At 63.6% G+C, this 22,436-nt stretch carries 18 protein-coding genes and 1 tRNA gene; 6 read left to right on the forward strand and 13 right to left on the reverse strand.

The window, feature by feature from the left end; genetic code table 11:
• Nucleotides 1-108 precede the first annotated feature (108 nt).
• The 5 genes from FHS02_RS23260 to FHS02_RS23280 all read right to left on the reverse strand — a co-directional run bounded on the left by FHS02_RS23260 (nucleotide 109) and on the right by FHS02_RS23280 (nucleotide 5,284).
• A complete protein-coding gene (locus FHS02_RS23260) occupies nucleotides 109-1,698 on the reverse strand; it encodes a glucosyltransferase domain-containing protein (protein WP_137315566.1) in 1,590 nt (529 codons plus the stop codon).
• Nucleotides 1,691-2,650: a WxcM-like domain-containing protein gene (locus tag FHS02_RS23265; RefSeq protein ID WP_137315565.1), complete on the reverse strand. Its 960-nt coding sequence runs from the start codon at nucleotides 2,648-2,650 to the stop codon at nucleotides 1,691-1,693. Before FHS02_RS23265 ends, FHS02_RS23260 begins: the two co-directional genes overlap by 8 nt.
• The gene (locus tag FHS02_RS23270) at nucleotides 2,634-3,587 is read right to left on the reverse strand and encodes a glycosyltransferase family 2 protein (RefSeq protein WP_137315564.1); all 954 of its coding nucleotides are present in this window, start codon (nucleotides 3,585-3,587) and stop codon (nucleotides 2,634-2,636) included. The genes FHS02_RS23265 and FHS02_RS23270 overlap by 17 nt, the downstream gene beginning before the upstream one ends.
• Nucleotide 3,588: 1 nt before the next feature.
• Nucleotides 3,589-4,692 carry a DegT/DnrJ/EryC1/StrS family aminotransferase gene (locus FHS02_RS23275; protein WP_137315563.1) on the reverse strand — a complete coding sequence of 368 codons (1,104 nt, stop codon included), beginning with the start codon at nucleotides 4,690-4,692 and terminating at the stop codon, nucleotides 3,589-3,591.
• A gap of 516 nt (nucleotides 4,693-5,208) precedes the next feature.
• Nucleotides 5,209-5,284 (reverse strand) — tRNA-Arg (locus tag FHS02_RS23280).
• Between the two features lie 254 nt (nucleotides 5,285-5,538).
• On the opposite strand from FHS02_RS23280, the gene FHS02_RS23285 reads away from it, so the two are divergent.
• Both FHS02_RS23285 and FHS02_RS23290 read left to right on the forward strand, forming a co-directional pair.
• On the forward strand, nucleotides 5,539-6,141 hold the full coding sequence (locus tag FHS02_RS23285; RefSeq protein WP_137315562.1) for a c-type cytochrome: 603 nt from the start codon (nucleotides 5,539-5,541) through the stop codon (nucleotides 6,139-6,141).
• A 299-nt stretch (nucleotides 6,142-6,440) separates the two neighbouring features.
• Nucleotides 6,441-7,217 (forward strand): N-acyl amino acid synthase FeeM domain-containing protein, encoded by a 777-nt coding sequence (locus tag FHS02_RS23290; protein ID WP_229422295.1) that lies wholly within the window; start codon nucleotides 6,441-6,443, stop codon nucleotides 7,215-7,217.
• Nucleotides 7,218-7,421: 204 nt separating this feature from the next.
• Here FHS02_RS23290 and FHS02_RS23295 read toward each other — a convergent pair whose 3' ends face one another.
• The 3 genes from FHS02_RS23295 to FHS02_RS23305 form a co-directional block, all read right to left on the reverse strand.
• The gene (locus FHS02_RS23295) at nucleotides 7,422-9,464 is read right to left on the reverse strand and encodes a M13 family metallopeptidase (protein ID WP_137315561.1); all 2,043 of its coding nucleotides are present in this window, start codon (nucleotides 9,462-9,464) and stop codon (nucleotides 7,422-7,424) included.
• Between the two features lie 173 nt (nucleotides 9,465-9,637).
• Nucleotides 9,638-11,701 carry a M13 family metallopeptidase gene (locus FHS02_RS23300; RefSeq protein ID WP_371861426.1) on the reverse strand — a complete coding sequence of 688 codons (2,064 nt, stop codon included), beginning with the start codon at nucleotides 11,699-11,701 and terminating at the stop codon, nucleotides 9,638-9,640.
• A 138-nt stretch (nucleotides 11,702-11,839) separates the two neighbouring features.
• Nucleotides 11,840-12,406: a hypothetical protein gene (locus FHS02_RS23305; RefSeq protein ID WP_137315560.1), complete on the reverse strand. Its 567-nt coding sequence runs from the start codon at nucleotides 12,404-12,406 to the stop codon at nucleotides 11,840-11,842.
• Between the two features lie 318 nt (nucleotides 12,407-12,724).
• Here FHS02_RS23305 and FHS02_RS23310 point away from each other — a divergent pair, with 318 nt between their 5' ends.
• The 4 genes from FHS02_RS23310 (at nucleotide 12,725) to FHS02_RS23325 (ending at nucleotide 18,142) form a co-directional block, all read left to right on the forward strand.
• The gene (locus tag FHS02_RS23310) at nucleotides 12,725-14,287 is read left to right on the forward strand and encodes a S41 family peptidase (RefSeq protein ID WP_371861424.1); all 1,563 of its coding nucleotides are present in this window, start codon (nucleotides 12,725-12,727) and stop codon (nucleotides 14,285-14,287) included.
• Nucleotides 14,288-14,420: 133 nt separating this feature from the next.
• Nucleotides 14,421-15,542 carry a beta-ketoacyl-ACP synthase III gene (locus tag FHS02_RS23315; RefSeq protein WP_137315559.1) on the forward strand — a complete coding sequence of 374 codons (1,122 nt, stop codon included), beginning with the start codon at nucleotides 14,421-14,423 and terminating at the stop codon, nucleotides 15,540-15,542.
• Nucleotides 15,543-15,687: 145 nt separating this feature from the next.
• Entirely contained in the window at nucleotides 15,688-17,397 is a 1,710-nt protein-coding gene (locus FHS02_RS23320; protein ID WP_137315558.1) for a cation:proton antiporter domain-containing protein, read from the forward strand.
• Between the two features lie 100 nt (nucleotides 17,398-17,497).
• Nucleotides 17,498-18,142, forward strand: coding sequence for an SRPBCC family protein (locus FHS02_RS23325; RefSeq protein ID WP_137315557.1), 645 nt, complete (start codon nucleotides 17,498-17,500; stop codon nucleotides 18,140-18,142).
• Between the two features lie 75 nt (nucleotides 18,143-18,217).
• Here FHS02_RS23325 and FHS02_RS23330 read toward each other — a convergent pair whose 3' ends face one another.
• From FHS02_RS23330 to phbB, 5 genes are all read right to left on the reverse strand, one after another.
• Nucleotides 18,218-18,670 carry a hypothetical protein gene (locus tag FHS02_RS23330; RefSeq protein ID WP_137315556.1) on the reverse strand — a complete coding sequence of 151 codons (453 nt, stop codon included), beginning with the start codon at nucleotides 18,668-18,670 and terminating at the stop codon, nucleotides 18,218-18,220.
• 33 nt (nucleotides 18,671-18,703) lie between these two features.
• Nucleotides 18,704-19,168, reverse strand: coding sequence for a DUF2721 domain-containing protein (locus tag FHS02_RS23335; RefSeq protein ID WP_137315555.1), 465 nt, complete (start codon nucleotides 19,166-19,168; stop codon nucleotides 18,704-18,706).
• Nucleotides 19,169-19,262: 94 nt separating this feature from the next.
• On the reverse strand, nucleotides 19,263-20,216 hold the full coding sequence (gene pip / locus FHS02_RS23340; RefSeq protein WP_137315554.1) for a prolyl aminopeptidase: 954 nt from the start codon (nucleotides 20,214-20,216) through the stop codon (nucleotides 19,263-19,265).
• 35 nt (nucleotides 20,217-20,251) lie between these two features.
• Complete coding sequence (locus FHS02_RS23345) at nucleotides 20,252-21,565, reverse strand: amino acid deaminase (protein ID WP_137315553.1); 1,314 nt, start codon at nucleotides 21,563-21,565, stop codon at nucleotides 20,252-20,254.
• 108 nt (nucleotides 21,566-21,673) lie between these two features.
• Nucleotides 21,674-22,414 carry an acetoacetyl-CoA reductase gene (gene phbB / locus FHS02_RS23350; RefSeq protein ID WP_137315552.1) on the reverse strand — a complete coding sequence of 247 codons (741 nt, stop codon included), beginning with the start codon at nucleotides 22,412-22,414 and terminating at the stop codon, nucleotides 21,674-21,676.
• Nucleotides 22,415-22,436 lie beyond the last annotated feature (22 nt).

The following is a 22,436-nucleotide window of genomic DNA, read 5'->3' on the forward strand; positions in this document are numbered from 1 at the left end:
ATCGACTGTAAAGTTTTTCGACAGCATAATTTGCGCAATTCCCAAGTCCTGCCCCGTCATAAATCAACACAGCACATGAGCTAGAGCAAATCTCTCGCGATCCAACAACTAGTCGGCCGGGACGACATGCGCCGCATCCGGCGCTTTGCCCAGCTTGAGCAGGTAATAATCGCCGCTGCGGCGCAACGAGCCCTCCTGTGGCCACACCGGCATCTGTTCGAACTCGCGGGTAAATGCACTGCGCGCAGCGGGCGGTGCCGGACGGACAGTGTCGAAACCGAGCACCCGCAAATACGCGGCGATGCGCTGGAGATTGCCTTTGTCCCAGCCAAAGAAGGAGCCCCTGGTCACGCCGGTCTGGGCGGCGGCGAACAGGGAAACCCGCTCTTCCGGGCCGTGGCCGTAGGCGTCGAGCCAGATCGGCTTGCCGGTCTCGTCGCCGCCGCGCAGCAGCAGCAGGCGGCGGCCGATGTCGAAACCCATGAAGCGGTCCTGGTGCTGGACCAGGGTCGCGGTGGCGATGTATTGCGACGTCAGGTTGACGATTTGCAGCTGGAACAGCGCAAAGACCACCAGGCTGGCGATCCAGGCAACCCCGCGCTGGTACGTGAAGGCCAGCAGCGCGCACAGCCAGATGACATAAGGCAAGGCCACCATCGCCCGCAGCGGCAGGCCGGCCGGCCCGGTCAGCAAGCACAGCAGGAAAGGCGTTCCCAGCAGGACAGCGAACAACAGCAAGTTCGGCAGCGTCACGCCTGGGCGGGCGCGCGCCACCGCGATCGCCGCGCAGGCCAGTGCCACGGCCGCAACCGGCATCGCCGCACCGAACTGCCCGGCCGAGCCGGAATAAATCGCCCAGGCCTGCAACGCAATCGAGCCCACCAGCCAATACGGCGCTTTCAGATTGTCGAGATTGATGAAGCCGGCCACGTATTCCGGCCGGGTACCAGAGACACCCAGTGCCAGCTTGTTCAACACGAAATACAACAATGCCCCCGCCACCAGGCAGACACCGCCGTGAAAAATCCGCAGGCATGCCTGCCGCCATGGGAAGGCGGCATCGCCCTCGATCGAACGGCACAGGGCCACGCCGATCGTCCCGCAGGCGAACAGCAGCAGCAGGGTCTGGTAGGCGCCGGCGCATAAGGCCAGCAACAGGCCAATCGCCAGCAGCCTGCCGGCCTCGTGGCGAGAGAAGCGGCGCAGTGCATCGGGTGGCGCTTCCGCCTGCAGGCACAGCGCGGCAACGGCCAGCAGGAAACCGATGCCGGTTGCCGGCACATTGGCCGAAAATTCCTCGATCAGCCACCATGTCGGGTAAGTGACGAACAGGCAGTAGGCGCTGTAACTGCGCCAGCCCGGCGTCATGCCATGGGCACGCACGAGCAGCATGTGCGTCAGCGCCAGCATGACGGCCAGGAAAACATAAGGACTGAATGGAAGGGATGGCTGCGGGAAAAGCAGCGTCTCTACCAGATAAGTGGTGAAGCGCCCCTGGGAGATCCAGATCTCGCTGCTGGTCCGCACTGCCGCCAGTTCATCATCGATGGACGGCGAGTAATTCGTCAGGAAGTAAGCATTCGCCAGTATGCCGATCAGCGTCAGAAGAAGCAGTTCCCGCCAGCTGAAGCGCTGGCGTATCAGCCAGGCACTAAACGAACTCATCGAACTTTCCAGCCAAGCCCGCCCTTTATGCATACCTGTGCGATATCAGTTCGACGTATTCGTCATAGCTGCGGATGTAATCGGCACTGTCGTAGTGGTGCGATGCGAACACCAGCAAAATGGCATCGCTCGAGTATTTGTACTGGATGCCCCAGGTCATCGGCGGCAGGTACAGCCCCATGGTGGCGGCGTTGAGCACGAATTCCTCGCGCTTCCTGCCATCGAACGCCACCACATGCACCGAACCCTTGATGGCCACCAGGAACTGATGGCACTCATGGTGCGCATGCTCGCCGCGCGTTTCCGCGGTCGGCACGCCATACACAAGGAAATAACGCGCCGGCACGAATGGAATATCCCGTTCGAATTCGCCCACCGACAGGCTGCCGCGAATATCCGCTGCTTCCTTCATCTTGTGCAGGGTCACGCCGCGGACATCGGTGGCGCTGACATTCAAGCCCGCTCCCCTGGCACCCGGCGGAGCGGCATCGCCGACGGGCACCGGCTTGGCATCGACATAGCCGACGATCTTGGCCGGGTTGCCCACCACGATGGCATTGGGCGGCACCGAGCGGGTGACCACGGCGCCGGCGCCGATCATTGCTCCCTGCTCGACAGTAATGCCCGGCAGGATGGTGGCATTGGCACCCACCGAGGCACCGCGCCGGATGATGGTGCGAGCAAATTTCTCGGGGAATTTTTTACTGCGCGGGAAGATGTCATTGGTGAAAGTGGCGTTCGGTCCGACGAACACGTCGTCCTCGAGCGTGACACCATCCCACAATTGCACGCCGCATTTGATCGTCACGCGGTCCCCCACGCGCACATCGTTCTCGATGAACACGTTGTCGCAGACATTGCAGTCCGCGCCGATACGCGCTTCCGGCAACACATGGGCGAATGCCCATACTCGAGTGCCCTTGCCGATATGCGGCGACTCGCACATGGCGCGCTCGTGGATGAAATAATCAACGTTGGTGTGCATGTACATGGGCGCCCTCGAATACGTGGGATTGGCGGTAGATGGCGTTGGGCCGCTGCTTGGTGTTTTCATAGGTGCGCCAGGCATAGACGCCGACGATGCCGAGACCGAACAGGTTGATGGAACCGAGCAGGGCCATCGTCAGGATGGTCATTGCGTAACCGGGCACGGCGATCAGCCCGTTGAGACGGGCCACCACCACCACCACGGCAAGTGCCGTCACGAGGGCAGTGCCGGCGGCGCCCACGCGGATCAGCAACTTGATGGGCAGGTCGGTAAACGAGAACGCGCTGTCCATCAGGTACTTCCATTTCTTCCTGAAGGTCCAGCCGGACTTGCCATGCTGGCGCTCCAGCCGTGTATAGGGCACCACGCTGCGGCGGTAACCGACCCAGAACAATTGCCCGATCAGCGACGAATGCCGCTCTTCGAGCGTGAGCAGGGTATCGCGGAAATCGCGGTTGCAGCCGAACATGTCGACGCCCCCTGGAGGAACGTCCGGCATCACATATTTGCGGTACAGCCACCAGAAAGCGCCCGACATCAGCCGCGAGGCCAGCGGATCGCTGCGCCCCTCGCGCACGCCGACGACCACATCGGCTTCATCGCGCTGCAGGATGTCGTTCATCCGCAACACCAGTTCGGGCGGTTCCTGCAAGTCGGCCGCCATGACGGCGAAGCGGTTGCCCTTGGCAAACTGCAAGCCCATGCGAATGGCGGCAAAGGAGCCGAAATTGCGCGACAACAGGACCAGTTGCGACCGGAAGCGCTGTTGCGGCAGCTGTTTGCGCAACAACACATAACAGTTGTCGGGGCTGGCATCGACGACGAAGACGGTTTCGAAATCGCCGCCAACGCTGTCGTTCAGCCGGGTAACCGCGGCCAGCAGTTCCGGCAGCGAGCCTTCATTCCCGTAGACAGGAACAATCAGGCTGAGCATTTTAGTGGCCGGTGCCGAAGTGGCCGCGCACCGCCGCAATGACGCGCTCGACACATTCGTCATCGAGTCCCGGGAAGCAAGGCAGCGTGACGACCGAGCCGCTGGCGGCTTCCGTCACCGGCAATGCAACGTTGTCAGCCTGCGCGTAGGCCGGCTGCAGATGGTCGGGCACGGGATAGTGGATATCGGTGGCGATGCCGGCGGCGCTCATGCTGGCAATGAAAGCGGCGCGGTCCGGTACCCGGATCACATACAGGTGGGCGACGAAATCGTCGCCGTTCGAAGCTGGCAACCGGATGGGAAAGTCCGCAAAGGCAGTGGAATAACGGGCAGCGATGGCGCGGCGCCGGGCATTCCAGTCGTCGAGCATGGGCAGCTTTTCGCGCAGCACGGCGGCCTGCAACTCGTCGAGCCGGCTATTGCGTCCGCCCGCTTCGGTCACATGATATTTCTTGCCCCAGCCATACTGGCGCAGGCGGCGGGCCCGGGTATCGAGTTCCTTGTCGCTGGTCGTGATGGCGCCGCCATCGCCGATGGCGCCAAGGTTCTTGGTCGGGTAGAAACTGAAGCAGGCCAGGTCGCCGAAGCTGCCGGCGCGGATGCCATTGTGGATGGCGCCATGCGACTGGGCGCAATCCTCGATCAGGGGCACCCGGGCTTTCGTGGCAAACGCGGCGATCCGCTCGATGTCGGCCATCTGCCCATACAGGTGCGTGACGATGACGGCATCGACGCCCGTGGGCAGTACCGCCTGCAGGGCCGCAGGGGCCATCGTGAGCGTGGCATCATCGACATCCACGTAGACCGGCTCGGCACCCACGGCGTGCACGGCGGTACTGCCATAAAACCCCGCATTGGCCACCAGTGCTACCCGTTTCCCCGGGCCGATGCCCAGCGTGCGCAAGGCGATTTCCATGGCGTCCGTGCCGTTCGCCACCGAAATGCACGATTCGACACCCAGGTAGGCGGCAAATTCCGCTTCGAAGGCGGCCACTTCGGCGCCGAGCACGTACCAATTCCGCTCCAGTACGCGTTGCAAGGCTCCGGCCAGGTCCACGCCTTCATTGGCGATCTTCGATGAAAAAAGCGGGACATGGATGACCATTTGTTACCCTTATACTTATTCCGAAGAAATACGCTCAGTTGATTATACGACAATTTCCGGGCGTGAAAAGAGGCATCGGCAAGACCGTCGAAAGGCTGCTCAGCAAGGCATTTAGCGGGTTTCCGGCGATTCCGCAGCGTAGTGCGCACTTGGCATGGGCGTGGGCTGCCGCCACGCCTCGCATCACCAAAAGTAGCAATTTGAAAGTCAGCGTGCCTTGCTGCAACCCACGAACAGCAGACCAGCGGCGATCGGAACAAGGGCATCCGAACATGCGGCAGTCGGCCAACGGTATATCGGCAGCGCGGGAAAGTCCGGAATCAGCGCGGGTTTAAGACAGAGAGGATGCGGAAGGGTTAACGCAGGGAGTGATGCAGGTGTAATGAAGGAGATGCGACGCAGGAAGTTGATGCAGGAAGTTAATGCAGGGAAGGCGAGGAAGGTTACTTGAGGGTTACTCGAACAGAAACCATGTCTGCCCGGATACCGAATACCCTCGTAACGCATTGATTCTATTGGTGCGGCTGGCTGGGATCGAACCAGCGACCCTTGGCTTCGGAGGCCAATACTCTATCCACTGAGCTACAGCCGCACGGAGACCCGAAGGATACCGGCTTTCGTGCCGCGCGTCTATCCGAAAGCACAAGTATTTTGCTTATGAAGATCGTGGCTGCCACGTGAAGCCGTACGCAGCGGCCCGTTTCCGGCACGGCCGAGTTGTTTCCCGCGCCATAATTTTGGGACTATAATCAGCCGGTTTCTCGGCGAGAAGTCTGCCATACCCAAGTACCCCGATGTTTACAACATTCACGCGCTGGTCCACCAGCCACTTGTACTAAGGAAATCATGAGCGACGCACACCACGAGCACCAATCCCTCATCCGGACTCCGAAGCAACTTGCAGCAGCGGTCATCGCATTCTTCCTCGTCACCATCTTCGGCATCATCCTGCTGGTCCAGTTCGTCACTCAGCAAAAATTGACCGGTGCCGGATCCAATGCCATGTCAGCCGAAGCCATCGCAGCCCGCCTGAAACCCGTCGCCGACGAAGGCTTTACTTTCAAGGATGCCAGCGCGCCGAAGGTATTGCAGACCGCCGAGGCGGTCTATACGTCGACTTGCCAGGCATGCCATGGCGCCGGTATTGCCGGCGCGCCGAAAACAGGCGACAGCGGCGCCTGGGCAGCCCGGATCGCGCAGGGTTACGATACGGTCCTCAAGCATGCGGTCGAAGGCTTGCGCGCCATGCCGGCCAAGGGCGGCAACCCGGACCTGGACGATATTGAAGTCGCGCGTGCCGTGGTATTCATGGCCAACCAGTCCGGTGCCAAATTCAAGGAGCCGGAAGTGCCTGCCACTGCCCCTGCTACCGCCGCCCCTGCCGCTGCCGAACCTGCAGCCCCTTCCGCGACTGCGCCCGCCGCAGCCGCGCAAGCGCCGAAAGGCTGACCTGCGATCCGCAACGGCGCACCGCAGGGGAACAAGATCCCGGCACTGTGCGCCCTTGATGACCGAAGCCGGCACGACCCTTTCTGAAGATTGTCGAGCGTGACGGGACCTGCCCGCAAGGACAGCCGGAATGGTGTGCTCTTTTCCCCTCGATATGCGACAAAAACCTTGTCATCAGCCTGTATCCACAATCTTCACGATTCTTGAGGCTGGCTTCGGTATATCATCGCTGCAATGCGGGCCTTGCAACTGTACATGAGGTAACGCAACGAATATCGACTATCAACGGAGGGGAAGTCATGGCAACCTTAAGTGAAAGGGCAAATGCCTCCGGGCCAGGAGAGCATCTCGACGATGCTCTCGGGCTGAAGAATGATTTGCCAGTCTCGGAGGCCGAACCGGCCGGCAATCTGCAAAACATCATCATTGATACCAAGACCTTCGGCATCCGTCTCGCCGATACCGACGAAGGCCGCAATTCCGCCAGCCTGCTGATCAACAAGATGTATGCCTGGCGCGGCTATGGCTCGACCCACAAGGTCGAATCCAACCCCAACCGCATCACACTGGCCGCATCGGAGAAAAACGGCAGCACCATCGGCACCGTTACGCTGGGAATCGATTCGTCGTCCGGCCTTCTGGCGGACGAGATTTTCAGGGACCACGTCGATGCACTGCGCGATGGCGGCGCTCGGGTCTGTGAGATTACCAAGCTGGCGTTCGATCACACCGTTCGGTCGAAACACGCGTTGGCAGCACTGTTTCACACGCTGTTCATCTACTCGTATCACATCCATGACCGCACCCATGCGCTGATCGAAGTGAATCCGCGTCACCGCCGCTTCTACGAAAGCATGCTGGGGTTTAAGCGTGTCGGGGCTGTGAGGGAGAACCCGCGTGTGCAAGCTCCTGCCTATCTGCTTGCCGTCGAACTGAACGAGATGGCGGAACAGATAAGGCAATTCGGCGGCACCGCCGACAAGCCTTCCGGCCAGGCGCAGCGATCGCTGTTTCCCTTCTTCTTCTCGTTGCGGGAAGAAGCCGGTATCGTGAATCGCCTGAAGTCGATTTCCTGACCGTCGCGGTCACGGTCCGGGTCACAATCCGCGGCCGCAGTCCAATGATGGGCGCCACCCGCGCACGGCCCGCATGAAGACCCCGGCGGCCCGCACCTTCGCAGTCATGGCACCGGCCATGCAAAAAAATGCCCCGCTGACGCGGGGCATTCTGGCGTAGTTACCACGCGGTTACCACGCGGTTACCACGCAGTTACCACGCAGTTACCAGATGATCACGCGCTCCTTTGGCGGCAAGTACATCTTGTCGTTGGACTTCACCTTGAAGGCCTCGTAGAAGCCCGGCTGGTTCCGCATCGTGCCGTTGGCGCGGAACTGGCCCGGTGCGTGCGGATCGGTCTTGATCTGCACGATCTGGGCCGGTTCGCGCATCTTCATGCGCCATACCTGTGCCCAGCCCATGTAGAAGCGCTGATCTCCCGTCAGGCCGTCGATCACCGGCGCCTTCTTGCCCTTCAGCGACAGCTTGTAGGCCTTGTGTGCCACGGCCAGGCCGGAGTTGTCGCCGATGTTCTCGCCCAGCGTCAGCTCGCCATTGACCTGGTAGCCGGGCAACGGGCTGTAGGCACCGTATTGCGCCACCAGCTGGCTCGTCTTGGCCTTGAAGTTCTTGTGGTCGGCCGGGCTCCACCAGTCGCGCAGGTTGCCGTCGCCGTCATACTGCGCACCCTGGTCGTCGAAGCCATGGCTGATCTCGTGGCCGATGACGCCACCGATCGCGCCGTAGTTCACCGCATCATCCGCTTTCGGATCGAAGAACGGCGGCTGCAGGATCGAGGCCGGGAACACGATCTCGTTCATTTCCGGATTGTAGTAGGCGTTCACCGTTTGCGGCGTCATCAGCCACTCGTCGCGGTCGATTGGCTTGCCCAGCTTGTTCATCTCCTTGTTGTAGTTGAACTCGCTTGCGCGCTGCATATTACCCAGCAGGTCGTCGCGCTTGACGGTCAGCGCCGAATAATCGCGCCACTTGTTCGGATAGCCGATCTTCGTGGTGAACTTGGCCAGCTTGGTCCGCGCTTCCTTCTTGGTGGCCGGCGTCATCCAGTCCAGCGTGTCGATGCTTTGCCTGAACGCGGTCAACAGGTTCTTTACCAGCACTTCCATGCGTGCCTTGTACTCGGCCGGGAAATGCTGCTGCACGTAGACCTTGCCGATCGCCTCGCCCAGCGCACCCTCCGTGGCGCTGACGGCGCGCTTCCAGCGCGGCCGGTTTTCGGTGGCGCCGGAAAGCGTGGTGCCATAGAACGCGAAGTTCTCGTCGACGAAGGCCTTCGACAGGTACGGTGCCGCGTCGTGGATGACCTGCCACTGCGCATACGCCTTCAGCGTTTCCAGCGGCGTATCGGCCAGCACCTTGTCCAGCGCCTGGAAGTAGGTCGGCTGGCTGACGATCACGTACGTTGCCTTGCCCTGCACGCCGGTGGCGGCCAGGTAGGCATTCCAGTCGAAGCCGGGCATCAGTTCGCCGACCTTGGCGATGTCGTACTTGTTGTACGCCTTCACCGGGTCGCGCAGCTCGACCTTGCTCCACTGGATCTTTGCGATATCCGTTTCAAACGCCACGATGGCTTTCGCATTGGCGGCGGCATTCGCATCGCCGGCCAGCGTCAGCATCTTCGTCACGTGGATCTCGTACTTGGCCAGCGCTTCGGCCAGCTTGGCGTCGTCCTTTTTCAGGTAGTAATCGCGGTCCGGCAGGCCCAGGCCATCCTGGAAGAAGTCGACCACGTACTTGGTCGAATCCTTGTTGTCCTGGTGGATGGTCAGGTTGATGGGAGCCGTCACGCCATAGCGGTTGAATTCGGCGAACAGTTGCGGCAGCGCTTTCTTGTCGCCGATCGCGGCGATCTTGGCCAGGTTGCCCTTGACCGGTGTGACGCCCAGCTGTTCGACGCGTGCTTCATCCATGAAGCTGGCATAGAAATCGCCGATGCGCTGCTGGTCCGCATCCTTCGCACTGGCGGCGGCGTCCTCGATGATCTTGCGCAGCTGCGGCTGGGTATCCTCGTGCAGCTTGTGGAAGGCGCCCCAGCTGGATTTGTCGGCCGGGATCTCGGTGGTGGCCAGCCATTTGCCGTTGGTGTGGACGAAGAAATCGTCCTGGGCGCGCACGGATGGGTCGATATATTCGATCGCGATCCCCGATGCCGCCTTGCCGGCGGGGGCCTTGTCGGCCGCGTTTGCGAAGCCGCACACGCCGCCCAGCAGGCCGAGCGTCAATGCACTTAACAGGTGTCGTTTCAAGGTATTTCCCTCTTGTGTAGGACTATGGGTTTACCGGTCGGTTACCGGTCGGTCGACAATACCATACGGCCTGCCGTGACTGGCAAAAAGGCCACGACATGTGGCCTTTTTGCCAGCCTTCCCGGCCTTCCCGGCCGGATGTTGGTCAGCGGATGTTCGTCACCGGATACGCATCACCAGATAATCACGCGCTCTTCCGGCTTCAGGTACAGCTTGTCGCCTTCCTTCACGCCGAACGCTTCATAGAAGCCGGGCTGGTTGACCACGGTACCGTTGGCGCGGAAGCGGCCCGGCGCATGGGGGTCGGTCTTCACCTGCACGATCTGCTGCGCTTCGCGCATCTTCGCGCGCCAGACCTGGCCAAACCCCATGTAGAAGCGCTGCTCGCCCGTCAGGCTGTCGATCACCGGCGCAGGCTGGCCGTTCAGCGACAGCTTGTAGGCCTTGTAGGCAATCGCCAGGCCCGAATTGTCGGCGATGTTTTCGCCCAGCGTCAGCTTGCCGTTGACGTTGTAGCCGGGCAGCGGGCTGTAGCCGTCGTACTGCGCCACCAGCCGGTCGGCCTTGGCCTTGAAATTGGCGCGGTCCTGCTCGGTCCACCAGTTGCGCAGGTTGCCGTCGCCGTCGGACTGGCTGCCCGAATCGTCGAAGCCATGGCTGATCTCGTGGCCGATCACGGCGCCGATGGCACCGTAGTTCACGGCGTCGTCCGCTTTCGCGTCGAAGAACGGCGGCTGCAGGATGGCGGCCGGGAACACGATCTCGTTGGTGGTCGAGCGGTAATACGCGTTCACCGTTTGCGGCGTCATGCCCCACTCGGTGCGGTCGATCGGCTTGCCCAGCTTGGCGATGTTGCGGTCGTACTCGAACTCCGCGGCGCGGCGCAGATTGCCCATCAGGTCGCCGCTGGCGGTCTTGAATTTCGCATAATCGCGCCACTTGTCCGGATAGCCGATCTTCGGCGTGAACTTGGCCAGCTTGGCCTGCGCTTCCTTCTTGGTTTCCGGGCTCATCCAGTCCAGCGTGTCGATGCTCTGCCGGTATGCGGCCAGCAGGTTCTGGACGAGCTTTTCCATCCGCTCCTTGCGCTCCGGCGGAAAGTGCTGCGCCACATACAGCTTGCCCAGGCCTTCGCCGATCGCGCCTTCGACGACACCCACGCCACGCTTCCAGCGCGGCGGCTGTTCCGTGACGCCCGTCAGCACGGTGCCGTAGAACGCGAAGTGCGCATCGGCGAACGGCTTCGACAGGTACGGCGATGCGTCGCGCAGCAGCTGCCACGTGAAGTATGCCTTCCACGTGGCGAGATCGGTGTCGTTCAGCGTCTTCACGAAGCCCTGCAGGTAGCTGGGCTGCATCACGATCACGTAATCAGGTACCTGAGCTGGTACCTGAGCAGGAACCTTCGCCGTCTTGCCGGTGATACCGGCGGCGGCCAGGGTGCCCTGCCAGTCGTACCCCGGCGCCAGCATGGCCAGCTGATCGATCGCCACCTTGTTGTAGCGCTTGACCGGATCGCGGTTTTCCACCTTGGTCCACTGCGCCTGCGCCAGCGCCGTCTCCAGCGCCACGATGTGCTTCGCCTGCGCGGCGGTATCCTTCTGGCCGGCCAGCGCCAGCACCCTGGCGATGTGCAGCTCGTATTTCGCCAGCGCGTCGGCCAGTTTGGCGTCGTCCTTCTTCAGGTAGTAATCGCGGTCCGGCAAGCCCAGGCCGCTCTGCGCCACGTAGGCCACGTAGCGCGACGAGTCGCGCGCATCCTGCGATACGCGCACCGCATACGGCGTCACCACGCCCAGGCGGTTCAGGTGCGCCACCAGCGCGGGCAGCGCCGCCTTGTCCTTCACGGCGGCGATGCGTGCCAGCTCCGCTTTCAGCGGCCTGGTGCCCAGCGCATCGAGCTTTTTCTCATCCATGTAACTGGCGTACAGGTCGGCGATCTTTGCTTCGTCACCGTGCAGGTTCTTGCGCGCCGCCAGTCCCTCGATGATGCCGCGCAGCTGCGGCAGCGTATCGTCGCGCAGCTTCATGAACGAGCCCCAGCTGGCCTTGTCGGCCGGGATCTCGGCCGTCTTCAGCCAGCCGCCGTTCAGGTGTTCGAAGAAGTCGTCCTGCGGGCGCACGCCGTGGTCGATGTACTGGGTGTCGATGCCGGATACCGGCGCAGCGGTGTCGGCTGCCATGGCGCCCGTGGCGCACAGTGCAAGAATGAGAGTGGAGAGGAGATGTCGTTTCACGTGGCCGCTTTCTATGAAGGGAGCGGTCCTTCGTGGGGGCCGTTCCCGGATGGAGACTGGGTTGCGGGCGCGCACTGCGTGAATCGGCGCGCCCGTCCACTAGCGTACACGAGGTTGCGGCCGGGCATCAACCACGGATCAGCGGCCGATGCCGATCCCCCCGCCCACGTTGCCGATACCGCCCCCCATGCCGCCGCCCGGTCCGCCGCCCGGACCGCCGCGGTGCCCGCCGCCCTCGCCGCGCGGCGCGCCGCCATTGCCACCGCCCGGCCCTTCCGGTTTGCGCTGCAATTGCTCGGCGAGGAACACGGCCACCGCGCGGCGCTGGCTTTCGTCGAGCGCATCGTTTACCGCCAGCCACCATTCGCGCAGCTGCTTCTCCTCGGCCAGCGCGGTGGCGCCTTCCCTGTCGAGCGCGCCGGACAGGTCGCGCAGCTCGACGCCCGGATTCTCCAGCGCCCGCAGCGACCCAGCCTGCATCCTTTCCGCGCGCGACTGGCGCTCGCGCAGCAGTGCGCGCGTCCTGCTCTCGGTCTGCTGCCACAAGGTCTGCTGGTTGGCGTTCAGCTTCAGCGCGTCCTTCAGCGCAGGGGCCATCATCAGCAAGTCCTGCGCGCGCATCTCCATCATCGGCAGCGCACCGGCGGGACCGGCCATCAGCAACGCGGCGGCCAGCGCGGCCGCGCCCTTCTTCAACGTGTTCATGAATGCTCCGTGCAAAAAAAAGCCTGCGCTTGGGGCGCAGGCCAAAACCACTTCAGGGTAGAGAGAAATACGAGCCCAGTGTAGGACGCGATTTCAAGGCTTTCCGGCATTCTTACATTTCGTAACTCTCATTAACGTGGAAGTACAACCCTCCAGGAAGAGGTAACGTTGCAGGGCTCATGGAGGAAAAACGGGCGCGCAGTAAATCGCGGCAAAGCGCCGGCCGCATCACGCGCCTGCCACTACATCATGGAAAATCAGGTTTATACTGGACCGGCGGCGGTCGAGTGATCGCTGCGCGTTTCGAAGGGCAATGATATGACCGACAACGTGAACAGCAGCGTGAACAGCAGCGCGACCAGCAGCGTGAGCACGGAAAACAGCACGGACAGCTGCACACCCGGCAGCAATCCAAGCAGTGTCCCTGGCAGCAGCGCGGACCAGCAGCAAAGCGGTGCACTGAAGGGGGCACTCAACCGCGCGGGCCTGGTCGGCCTGGGGGTGGTGGCCGGCATCGCCGTTTCGCTGCAGTTCTCCGCGATGGCGCAACGCGCCGCGGAGCCTGCCCTGCCGCTGGAGGAGTTGCGTCAGCTTGCCGATGTGTATGGCCTGATCAAGACCGATTACGTCGAGAAGGTCGAAGACCGCAAACTGCTGACCGAAGCCATCTCCGGCATGGTCGCCTCGCTCGATCCACACTCGGCCTATCTCGACAAGAAAGCCTACGCGGAACTGCGCGAAGGATCGCAGGGGCGCTTCGTGGGCCTGGGCATCGAGATCGCCCAGGGCGACGAAGGCTATATCCGCATCGTGGCGCCGATCGAGGATTCTCCGGCCTACCGCGCCGGCATCAAGGCCGGCGACCTGATCACCCGCCTCGACTCGATGCCGCTGAAAGGCATGTCGCTCGATGAATCGGTGAAGAAGATGCGTGGCGAACCGCACAGCAAGGTCACGTTGACGGTGCTGCGCGCCGAAGAGCCGCAACCACTCACGTTCAGCCTGGTGCGCGAGGAAATCCTGCAAAAAAGCGTCAAGGGCAAGATCGTCGAGCCGGGCTATGCGTGGCTGCGCGTGGCGCAGTTCCAGGAACCCACGGTGGATGACCTGGCGGCCAAGATCACCGAACTGTACCGGCAGGATCCCAATTTGAAGGGCATGGTGCTCGACCTGCGCAACGATCCCGGCGGCGTGCTGCAGGGCGCGATCGGCGTGGCCGCGGCATTCCTGCCGAAGGATACGCCGGTGGTGTCCACCAACGGCCAGCTACCCGATTCGAAGCAGATCTACTATGCGCGCGCCGAGTATTACTCGCTGCGCAGCGACAGCGACCCGCTGGCACGCCTGCCCGATGCCGTCAAGCGCGTGCCGCTCGCGGTCCTGGTCAACACCGGTTCCGCATCCGCCTCCGAAATCGTGGCCGGCGCGCTGCAGGACTACGGACGCGCCAGGATCATCGGCACGCAAACGTTCGGCAAGGGTTCGGTGCAAACGATCCGTCAGCTGAGCGCCGACACGGCATTGAAGCTGACCACGGCGCGCTACTACACGCCGCACGGCCGCGCGATCCAGGCCAAGGGTATCGTGCCGGACCTGCACGTGAACGAACACGCCGATGGCGACGGCCTGAACGCGCTGCGGATGCGCGAGGCGGACTTGTCCAGGCACCTGGCGAACGACCGCGAGGCGGAGGCTTCCCAGGAACGCCGCGACGAGCTCGAGGAGCAGGCGCGCATTCTGGCGCTGGAGAAGAAGCGCAAGCCGCTCGAATACGGCGGCGCCGAAGACTTCCAGCTGGCGCAGGCGCTGAACCACCTGAAGGGCTTGCCGGTGCAGACGGCCAGGCCGGAATCGGCGATCGTGCAAGCGGCCGCGAAGTGATCGCCGCCGCCGGCGAACCGCGCAACGGCGCCTGCGGGCGTCGTTTTTTTACGCCATTTTTTCGTGCATTTCTTCAGGTAGAATCTGCGCCTCAGCGGTGCTCGCGCCGCTTAACGAATTCGAAAGTTTGCTTATGAAACAAGCCGTTATCAGCGGTACCGGGCTGTTCACGCCACCGCATGCGATCTCGAACGAAGAACTGGTGGAAGCCTTCAACGCCTACGTGGAACTGTTCAACGCGGAACATGATGCCGCCATCGCGGCGGGCACCGTGACCGCGCTGGAACCATCGTCCGCCGCGTTTATCGAGAAGGCATCGGGCATCAAGTCGCGCTACGTGATGGACAAGGCGGGCATCCTCGATCCGCACCGGATGGCGCCGCGCATTCCCGAGCGCGGCAACGAAGAACTGTCGCTGCAGGCGGAAATGTGCGTCGCGGCGGCAAAGGAAGCCCTGGCCCGCGCCAACCGCACGCCGGCCGACATCGACATGGTCGTCGTCGCCTGTTCGAACATGCAGCGCCCCTACCCGGCGATGGCGATCGAGGTGCAGCAGGCCCTGGGCATCGAAGGCTTCGGCTTCGACATGAACGTGGCCTGCTCGTCCGCCACGTTCGGCATCCAGACCGGCGCCACCGCCGTGCAGACGGGCCAGGCCCGCGCGGTCCTGGTGCTGAACCCGGAAATCACCAGCGGCCACCTGGACTACCGCGACCGCGACAGCCATTTCATCTTCGGCGACGCCTGCACGGCGATCGTGATCGAAGCGCGCGAGGCCGCCGTCTCCGCACACCAGTTCGAGATCGTCGACATGAAGCTGAAGACGTCGTTCTCGAACAATATCCGCAACAATTTCGGTTTCATGAACCGCTTCGACGAGGCGGGCGTGGGCCAGCCGGACAAGCTCTTCAAGCAGCAGGGCCGCAAGGTGTTCAAGGACGTCTGCCCGATGGCCGCGGAGATGATCAAGTCCTCGATCGCCAGCGCCGGCCTGCAGGTCGAGGATATCCGCCGTTACTGGCTGCACCAGGCCAACCTGAACATGAACCAGCTGATTGCGCGCCTGATCCTGGGCCGCGATGCCACGACGGACGAAGCGCCGGTGGTGCTCGACACGTACGCGAACACGTCGTCCGCCGGTTCCATCATCGCCTTCCACAAGCACCAGGACGATCTGCCGGCCGGTGCCCATGGCGTCATCTGCTCGTTCGGCGCCGGTTACTCGATCGGCAGCGTGGTGGTGCGCAAAATCTGAGGCAAGCGCATGTGCCGCGGCCAGCGCGGCGCGGCCGGCTGCTCCGTAAAGGAAACGGCGGGGCCGCACAGCCACGGCAGTTTATACTTTCGGCAAGGGCCGGCGTCCGCCGTCCCGCTCCCCGCCTGAAAGGAACCCTGCCTGCATGCCCCATGACGTCCCCCTGATCACCACCATTGCAGCCGCCCTCGGCTTCGGTCTCGTCCTCGGCTTCATCGCCGTCCGCCTGAAATTGCCCGCCCTGGTCGGCTATCTTGCCGCCGGCATCCTGCTCGGCCCCACCACCCCAGGCTTCGTGGCCGATGCCGCGCTGGCCGGCCAGCTGGCCGAAATCGGCGTCATGCTGATGATGTTCGGCGTGGGCCTGCATTTCTCGCTGGAGGACCTGTGGGAGGTGCGCAAGGTCGCGTTACCCGGTGCCGTGCTGCAGATTGCCGCCGCCACCGCGATGGGCATGGGACTGGCGCACTGGTGGGGCTGGTCGATCGGCGGTGGTCTGGTGTTCGGGCTGGCACTGTCCGTCGCCAGTACCGTAGTGCTGCTGCGCGCGCTGGAAGAACGGGGCATCCTCGATACCTTCAACGGCCGCATCGCGGTTGGCTGGCTGGTCGTCGAAGACCTGGTCACCGTCATCGTGCTGGTGCTGCTGCCGGCGCTGGCGCCCTCGCTGGGCGGCGACACCACCGGCGTCGACCCGAACGCCAGCATCTGGACGACGCTGGCCATTACGCTGGGCAAGGTGGCGGTGTTCGTCGGCTTCATGCTGGTGGTGGGCCGCAAGCTGTTCCCGTGGATCCTGTGGCAGGTGGCACGCACCGGCTCGCGCGAGCTGTTCACGCTGTGCGTGATCGCGGCCGCGGTCGGCATCGCATTCGCCGCCACCAAGCTGTTCGGCATCTCGTTCGCGCTGGGCGCATTCTTCGCCGGCATGGTGCTGCGCGAATCGGCGCTGGCGCACCGCGCGGCACAGGAATCGCTGCCGCTGCGCGACGCATTCGCCGTGCTGTTCTTCGTCTCGGTGGGCATGCTGTTCGAGCCGGCCATCATCATGGAACAGCCGCTGCAGTTGCTGGCAGTGGTGGCGATCATCATCTTCGGCAAGTCGCTCGCCGCGTTCCTGCTGGTGGTACTGCTGCGCTACCCGGCCAAGACGGCATTGATGGTCTCGGCCAGCCTGGCGCAGATCGGCGAATTCTCGTTCATCCTTGCCGCGCTGGGCATTTCGCTGAAATTGATGCCGCACGAAGGGCAGAGCCTGCTGCTGGCCGGCGCGATCATCTCGATCGCCCTGAATCCGCTGGTGTTCGCCGCCACCGGGCCGCTGGAGCGCTGGCTCGGCCGCAACAAGCTGCTGGCGGCGAAATTCGACCGGCCGGCCGACCCGCTGGCGGAATTGCCGATGACCACGGCGCGCACCAAGCTGTCCGGCCAGGTGGTGCTGGTGGGTTATGGCCGCGTCGGCCGCCACATCGCCCGCACGCTGAACGAGCATGGCATCCACTACGTGGTGGCGGAACAGAACCGCGAGCTGGTCGACGAACTGCGGCGCAACGGCATTCCCGCCGTGGCCGGCAACGCGGGCGATCCGGCGGTGCTGATCCAGGCCCACATCGCCCACGCCAGGATGCTGGTGATCGCCACGCCGGACACCTTCCACGTGCGCGCGATGATCGAAACGGCGCGCGCGCTGAACCCGGCCATCCGCACCGTCGTGCGCACCCACAGCGACGAGGAAGCGGAGCTGCTGCGCCAGGAACAGGCCGGCAAGATCTTCATCGGCGAGCAGGTCCTGGCCGACAACATGAGCGACTATGTACTCGACACTTTCCGCCAGCCGGCGGCCGCCGCGCATTGACGGCAGCCGGCACCGGCGCATGGAGCAAGCTCCGTGCGCCAGCTAACCGTACGCTCGCAACGCGCTTGTGTTCCTCTGCCCGTTACCGTACGCTGGAACCATGAGGCAACTGTTGCTGCTATTGTTGTTAGGGTGGAGTGCTCCCGCGCTCGTGTTCGCGCAGGGGCAACGCGCCGATGCGTCCAAACTCCAGGTTGCAGTCAAGCGCATCACCCAGGATGCGCTGCACATGTACGAGATCGATGCCAGCGGCACCGTGCAGGCGCCGCTGCCGGTGGTCTGGCGCATCCTGACAGGTTATGACCGGATGGAGGAATTCGTGCCGGACCTGGTGTCGTGCCGTGTGCTTTCGCGCAATGGCAACGAGGTCATCATCGAGCAGTTCGGCAATGCCCGCTTCCTGTTCATGTCCCGCTCGATCCACCTGATCGTGCGCGCCACCGAGCAACCGATGTCGTCGATCGACATCGCGCTCATTTCCGGCGACATGAAACACTACGAATCGCGCTGGGAACTGGTGCCGATGCCGGAAACGGGCGGCACGAAGATACTGTACACGGGCCGCATGATGCCCAACTTCTACGTCCCCGGCATCCTCGGCACGAACATCATTCGCGGCGACATCGAGCGCATGATGGGCGCCGTGCTGGCGCGGCTCGACAAGGGTATCGCACCGCGCTCGCTCCCTTCGGCGGCCACGGATATCGCCCGCACCGGCGCGGCCGCGCAAGCGGCGTCGCGCTGAACCCGGCCGCTCATTCGCCAACCGATCGTGGCATCGGGCACAACCGCCTGGTTGCCCTGCGCTGCACTGGCCTGCTCAGGCGGGATACTGGTCGCGCGTGCGCACTTCGGCGAAATTCTCCAGGCTGCCGATGCGGATCATCACCGGGTTCATGCTTGCTTGCGCATGCATCGGCCGCCAGGCGAATTTCCACTCCTGCTCCGGCGCATCCTGGGCAGCCATCGTAAACGCCGAGCCCAGCCGCGCGCGACTGCCATACTCGACAGCGCCATCGATGCCGGCCCAGTTCGGCAGCGTGCGCTGCACGGCGCGGTGCACGCGTTCGCCGAATTCCTCCGTGTTATGGATGACGAGACAGGCATCGGCACCGAAATGGTCGAACAGGTCGCGGTGCCATGCCTGCGAGAACGACAGCGTCAGGAAGCCCGCGCTGGGCCGCAGCACGAACTGGCCCTGGCTCAGTGCCTGGTCGAGTTCGTCACGGGGACCGTAGCGGTGCAGGGTCGGGGGGCGTTGATAGTCGTGCATGGTTTCGTGCCTAAGTATTATTTCGTGACTATATTATTTCGTGACTGGCTCGTTGGTTTTGGGCGCGCGGCGCACGTGGCGCATCGCGCGCATCGCCGACGATGCAATGAAGATCTCGCGCAGCAGGGCGCCGAAGCTGGCGATCAGGCTGGCCACCGCCGCCGCGAACAGGCCGGCAATGTACTTGTCGAGCGTGACATCGGTGGTATCGCCCACGAACAGCAAGGCGATCACGATGCCGACGAACAGGCCGCACAAGGTCGACAGCGTGATCGCCATGTTGATGTAATGCGAGCGGCGGTACAGTACGTCCAGCTCGGTCAGGTAGTTGTCGTTGTAGGCGATGTCGAGGCGGTCTTCCAGGACACGCGAGCGGTCGATGATGCGCGCCAGGCGATTGATCAGCACCATCAGTGCGGTGCACACACCGTTCAGCAGGAATACCGGTGCGATCGCCAGTTGAATGATGTGGCCGATGTCGCCCAGCTGAATGTTCATTGGCATACTATTATATTTTCTCTGCGGGACGATGCGCCCGCTCCAGGCGCAAGTGTAGCAGGCCGCCGCCCGCGCGGCGGCGAAGCCGGGCGGCTTAAAACCGGCCGAACCGGCGGAACGCTTCGGTGGCCGCCACCAGCTCGCGGCTGATGCCCAGCTCCATGGCGCCATGACCGGCATCCGGCACCATTTTCACGACCGAGCCAGGCCAGTGGCTGTGCAGCCGCCAGGCCGTCGCCGGCGGGCAAATCACGTCATAGCGGCCGTGCACGATCACGGCGGGCAAGTGCGCGATGCGCTCCAGGTTCTTCAGCAGTTGTTCCTCCTCGAAGAATCCCAGGTTCGCCATGTAGTGCGCCTCCAGCCGGCCCAGGCCCAGGTCCAGCGCATCGCACGACGGCTCTTCCGGCTGCGGCATCAGGAATACGCGGCGTCCTTCGAACCGGCTCCACCCCCGTACCGCCGGCCAGTACACGTCCGGATCGGCATCCATGATGCGCCGGTAATATGCCTGCAGCAGGTCGCCGCGTTCTTCAGGCGGAATGGCCGCCGCGAATTCCTCATGGATCTCCGGATGGAACCATTGGGCACCGTTGATGAACCAGTCGATTTCCTGCGCCGTGCACAGGAAGATTCCGCGCAGCACGAAACCGAGGCAGCGTTCCGGGTGCGCCTGGCCGTAGGCCAGCGCCAGCGTGGAACCCCATGAACCGCCGAACACCAGCCACCGGTCGATGCCCATCAGCTCGCGCAACTGCTCCATGTCCGACACCAGCAGTTGCGTGGTGTTGCCGCGCGTTTCGCCCAGCGGTGTCGACTTGCCGGCGCCCCGCTGGTCGAACAGGATCACGCGGTAGTGGCGCGGATCGAAGAAGCGCCGGTGCTGCGCGGACAGCCCGGCCCCCGGCCCGCCATGCAGGAAGACCACGGGAATGCCGTGCGGATTGCCCACCTCCTCCCAGTAGATCGTGTGCAGCGCATCGACCTGCAGCATGCCGGTGCGCAAAGGGTTTATGGGCGGGAAGAGGTACGGCGATGGATCTGGCATGGGCCGGCTTTCTAGAAACGCGTCAAAAAAAGGGGTTAAAAAAGTGTATTGATGGCACGCTGTACATTGTAATCGTCGTCGACGAGCAGCAGCACGGACCACTTGTCGAACGTCGTGCACGGGTGCGAGATGCCGCACCCGACCAGGTCGCCCACGCGCAGGCCGGATTCCTCCGGCAGGCGGAGATACGCATGCTGGTCGTTCATCTTGTCGATCCGCGCGCCGTCCGGCAGGCTTACCGGACCTTCCCCCGGCCGGTGCGCGGCCAGCACGTGCGGCAAGCCCAGGTCGTACGACGCGTCGCGCTTGCCCATCGACAGGATCGCCAGCCCCGCTTCAGGCCGCGACAGCACGACGCTCCATACCTCCAGCGCCGGCCGCAAGCCTTCGCCCGCGCTGCCTCTTGATCCTTCGCGCTCATCCAGTTCGGCCGTCAGCTCCTGGTAATGGCCATGATCGCTGGTCAGGTAGCAACCGCTGCGCAGTACCGGCAACACCGGCCGCGACAAGCCATTGACCGCGCCGAACGCGCGCGCCACCAGGTCGAAATACGACGAGCCGCCGGCCGTCAGCAGGATATGCGGCGCGCCGAACAGCCGTTCCGCGTCGAGCTGGCGCGCCAGGTCCGTCATCCCGGCAAGGAACGTATTGACGCGCTCGAGATCGGCGGCCCGGTCATCGCTGACCAGCAAGCCTTCGTAGCCTTCGATGCCGGCCAGTTGCAATCCTGGCGCCGCCGCGATCATGCGTGCCAGCGCCCGCGCGTCGTCGATGCTGCGACAGCCGGTGCGCTGGCCCGCAATGCCCAGCTCCAGCAGCAGCGGCAGCGGCCGTCCGAGCGCGGCGCCCGCCGCGGCGTCGGACAACCGCCGCACGCCCTCGGCCGAATCGGCCAGCACGAACAATTCAAACGCCGGATCGTCGCGCAACAGCGCCAGCAGTGCGCGGATATCGGCCGGTGCCACCAGCTCGTTGGCGAGCAGCACGCGGCGTACGCCGCAGCGCGCCGCAGCCAGCACCTGCGGTGCCGTCGCCAGCGTGATGCCCCACGCACCATTGGCCAGCTGGGCGCCGAACAACTGCGGGCTCATCGTCGTCTTGCCGTGGGGCGCCAGCACCACATCGTAACGGGCGCAAAAAGCGCGCATCCAGTCGAGGTTGTGCAGCAGGCTGGACGTCTTCAACACGGCCACCGGCAAACTGGTATCGGCCGCGAGCACGTTCCAGCCCTGCATCCCGACCATGTGCTGGCGCAGCGGCTCGGTGATAGGCAGGCCTTTGGTACCGGGCTGCAGCGATTGCTCTTCCAGGCCAGCCAGTTGCAGGCCGCCGTCGGGCAGGATGGTCATGCGCGGCTCCTCGAAAGCATGGGGAAAACGAAGCGGGGACAGGCCCTGGTGCGGGGCTTGCCCGACACCAGGTACCTGTCCCCGGTTGCACCACCGGTGAGCGGCGGCTTACGACATGTGCTGGCCGCCGTTGATGGCGATATTGGCGCCGGTCACGAAGGCAGCCTCATCCGATGCCAGGTAGGCCACCAGGCCAGCCACTTCATCCGGCTTGCCCAGGCGGCCCATCGGGATCTGCGGCAGGATTTTCGAATCGAGCACGTCCTGCGGGATCTCGGTCACCATCTTGGTGCCGATGTAGCCCGGCGAGATGGTGTTGACGGTCACGCCCTTGCGCGCCACTTCCAGCGCCAGTGCCTTGGTGAAACCATGCACGCCGGCCTTCGCCGCCGAATAGTTGGTCTGGCCGAAGGCGCCCTTCTGGCCGTTGACGGACGAGATGTTGATGATCCGGCCCCAGCCGCGTTCAACCATGCCGTCGGTAACCGGTTTCGTCATGTTGAACACGGAATCCAGGTTGGTGCGCAGCACGGCATCCCAGTTCACCTTGTCCATCTTCTTGAAGGTCATGTCGCGGGTGATGCCCGCGTTGTTGACCAGCACGTCGACCGGCCCGATGTCGCGGGTGACCGCGGCAACGCACGCCTGTGCCGACTCGTAGTCGCCAACGTCGGCCGGATAGGCGGAGAAGTCGTAACCCTTCTCCTTCATTTCATCCAGCCAGCCCTGGTACTTCGTATTGTTCGGGGAATACGTGGTTACCACCTTATAGCCCAGTGCAAGCAGCTTGATGCAGATTGCTTCGCCCAGACCACCCATGCCGCCCGTTACCAATGCAACTCGTGCCATATGTCATCCCCTCTAGTTAGCG

The sequence above is a fragment of the Pseudoduganella umbonata genome (assembly GCF_014192225.1).
Lineage (GTDB): Bacteria > Pseudomonadota > Gammaproteobacteria > Burkholderiales > Burkholderiaceae_D > Rugamonas > Rugamonas umbonata.

Excerpts from the sequence above, each read along its gene's own strand:
- FHS02_RS23260 (WP_137315566.1), bottom strand. The coding sequence starts at position 1,698 with ATGCATAAAGGGCGGGCTTGGCTGGAAAGTTCGATGAGTTCGTTTAGT.
- FHS02_RS23265 (WP_137315565.1), bottom strand. The coding sequence starts at position 2,650 with ATGCACACCAACGTTGATTATTTCATCCACGAGCGCGCCATGTGCGAG.
- FHS02_RS23270 (WP_137315564.1), bottom strand. The coding sequence starts at position 3,587 with ATGCTCAGCCTGATTGTTCCTGTCTACGGGAATGAAGGCTCGCTGCCG.
- FHS02_RS23275 (WP_137315563.1), bottom strand. The coding sequence starts at position 4,692 with ATGGTCATCCATGTCCCGCTTTTTTCATCGAAGATCGCCAATGAAGGC.
- FHS02_RS23285 (WP_137315562.1), top strand. The coding sequence starts at position 5,539 with ATGAGCGACGCACACCACGAGCACCAATCCCTCATCCGGACTCCGAAG.
- FHS02_RS23290 (WP_229422295.1), top strand. The coding sequence starts at position 6,441 with ATGGCAACCTTAAGTGAAAGGGCAAATGCCTCCGGGCCAGGAGAGCAT.
- FHS02_RS23305 (WP_137315560.1), bottom strand. The coding sequence starts at position 12,406 with ATGAACACGTTGAAGAAGGGCGCGGCCGCGCTGGCCGCCGCGTTGCTG.
- FHS02_RS23310 (WP_371861424.1), top strand. The coding sequence starts at position 12,725 with ATGACCGACAACGTGAACAGCAGCGTGAACAGCAGCGCGACCAGCAGC.
- FHS02_RS23315 (WP_137315559.1), top strand. The coding sequence starts at position 14,421 with ATGAAACAAGCCGTTATCAGCGGTACCGGGCTGTTCACGCCACCGCAT.
- FHS02_RS23320 (WP_137315558.1), top strand. The coding sequence starts at position 15,688 with ATGCCCCATGACGTCCCCCTGATCACCACCATTGCAGCCGCCCTCGGC.
- FHS02_RS23325 (WP_137315557.1), top strand. The coding sequence starts at position 17,498 with ATGAGGCAACTGTTGCTGCTATTGTTGTTAGGGTGGAGTGCTCCCGCG.
- FHS02_RS23330 (WP_137315556.1), bottom strand. The coding sequence starts at position 18,670 with ATGCACGACTATCAACGCCCCCCGACCCTGCACCGCTACGGTCCCCGT.
- FHS02_RS23335 (WP_137315555.1), bottom strand. The coding sequence starts at position 19,168 with ATGAACATTCAGCTGGGCGACATCGGCCACATCATTCAACTGGCGATC.
- pip (WP_137315554.1), bottom strand. The coding sequence starts at position 20,216 with ATGCCAGATCCATCGCCGTACCTCTTCCCGCCCATAAACCCTTTGCGC.
- FHS02_RS23345 (WP_137315553.1), bottom strand. The coding sequence starts at position 21,565 with ATGACCATCCTGCCCGACGGCGGCCTGCAACTGGCTGGCCTGGAAGAG.
- phbB (WP_137315552.1), bottom strand. The coding sequence starts at position 22,414 with ATGGCACGAGTTGCATTGGTAACGGGCGGCATGGGTGGTCTGGGCGAA.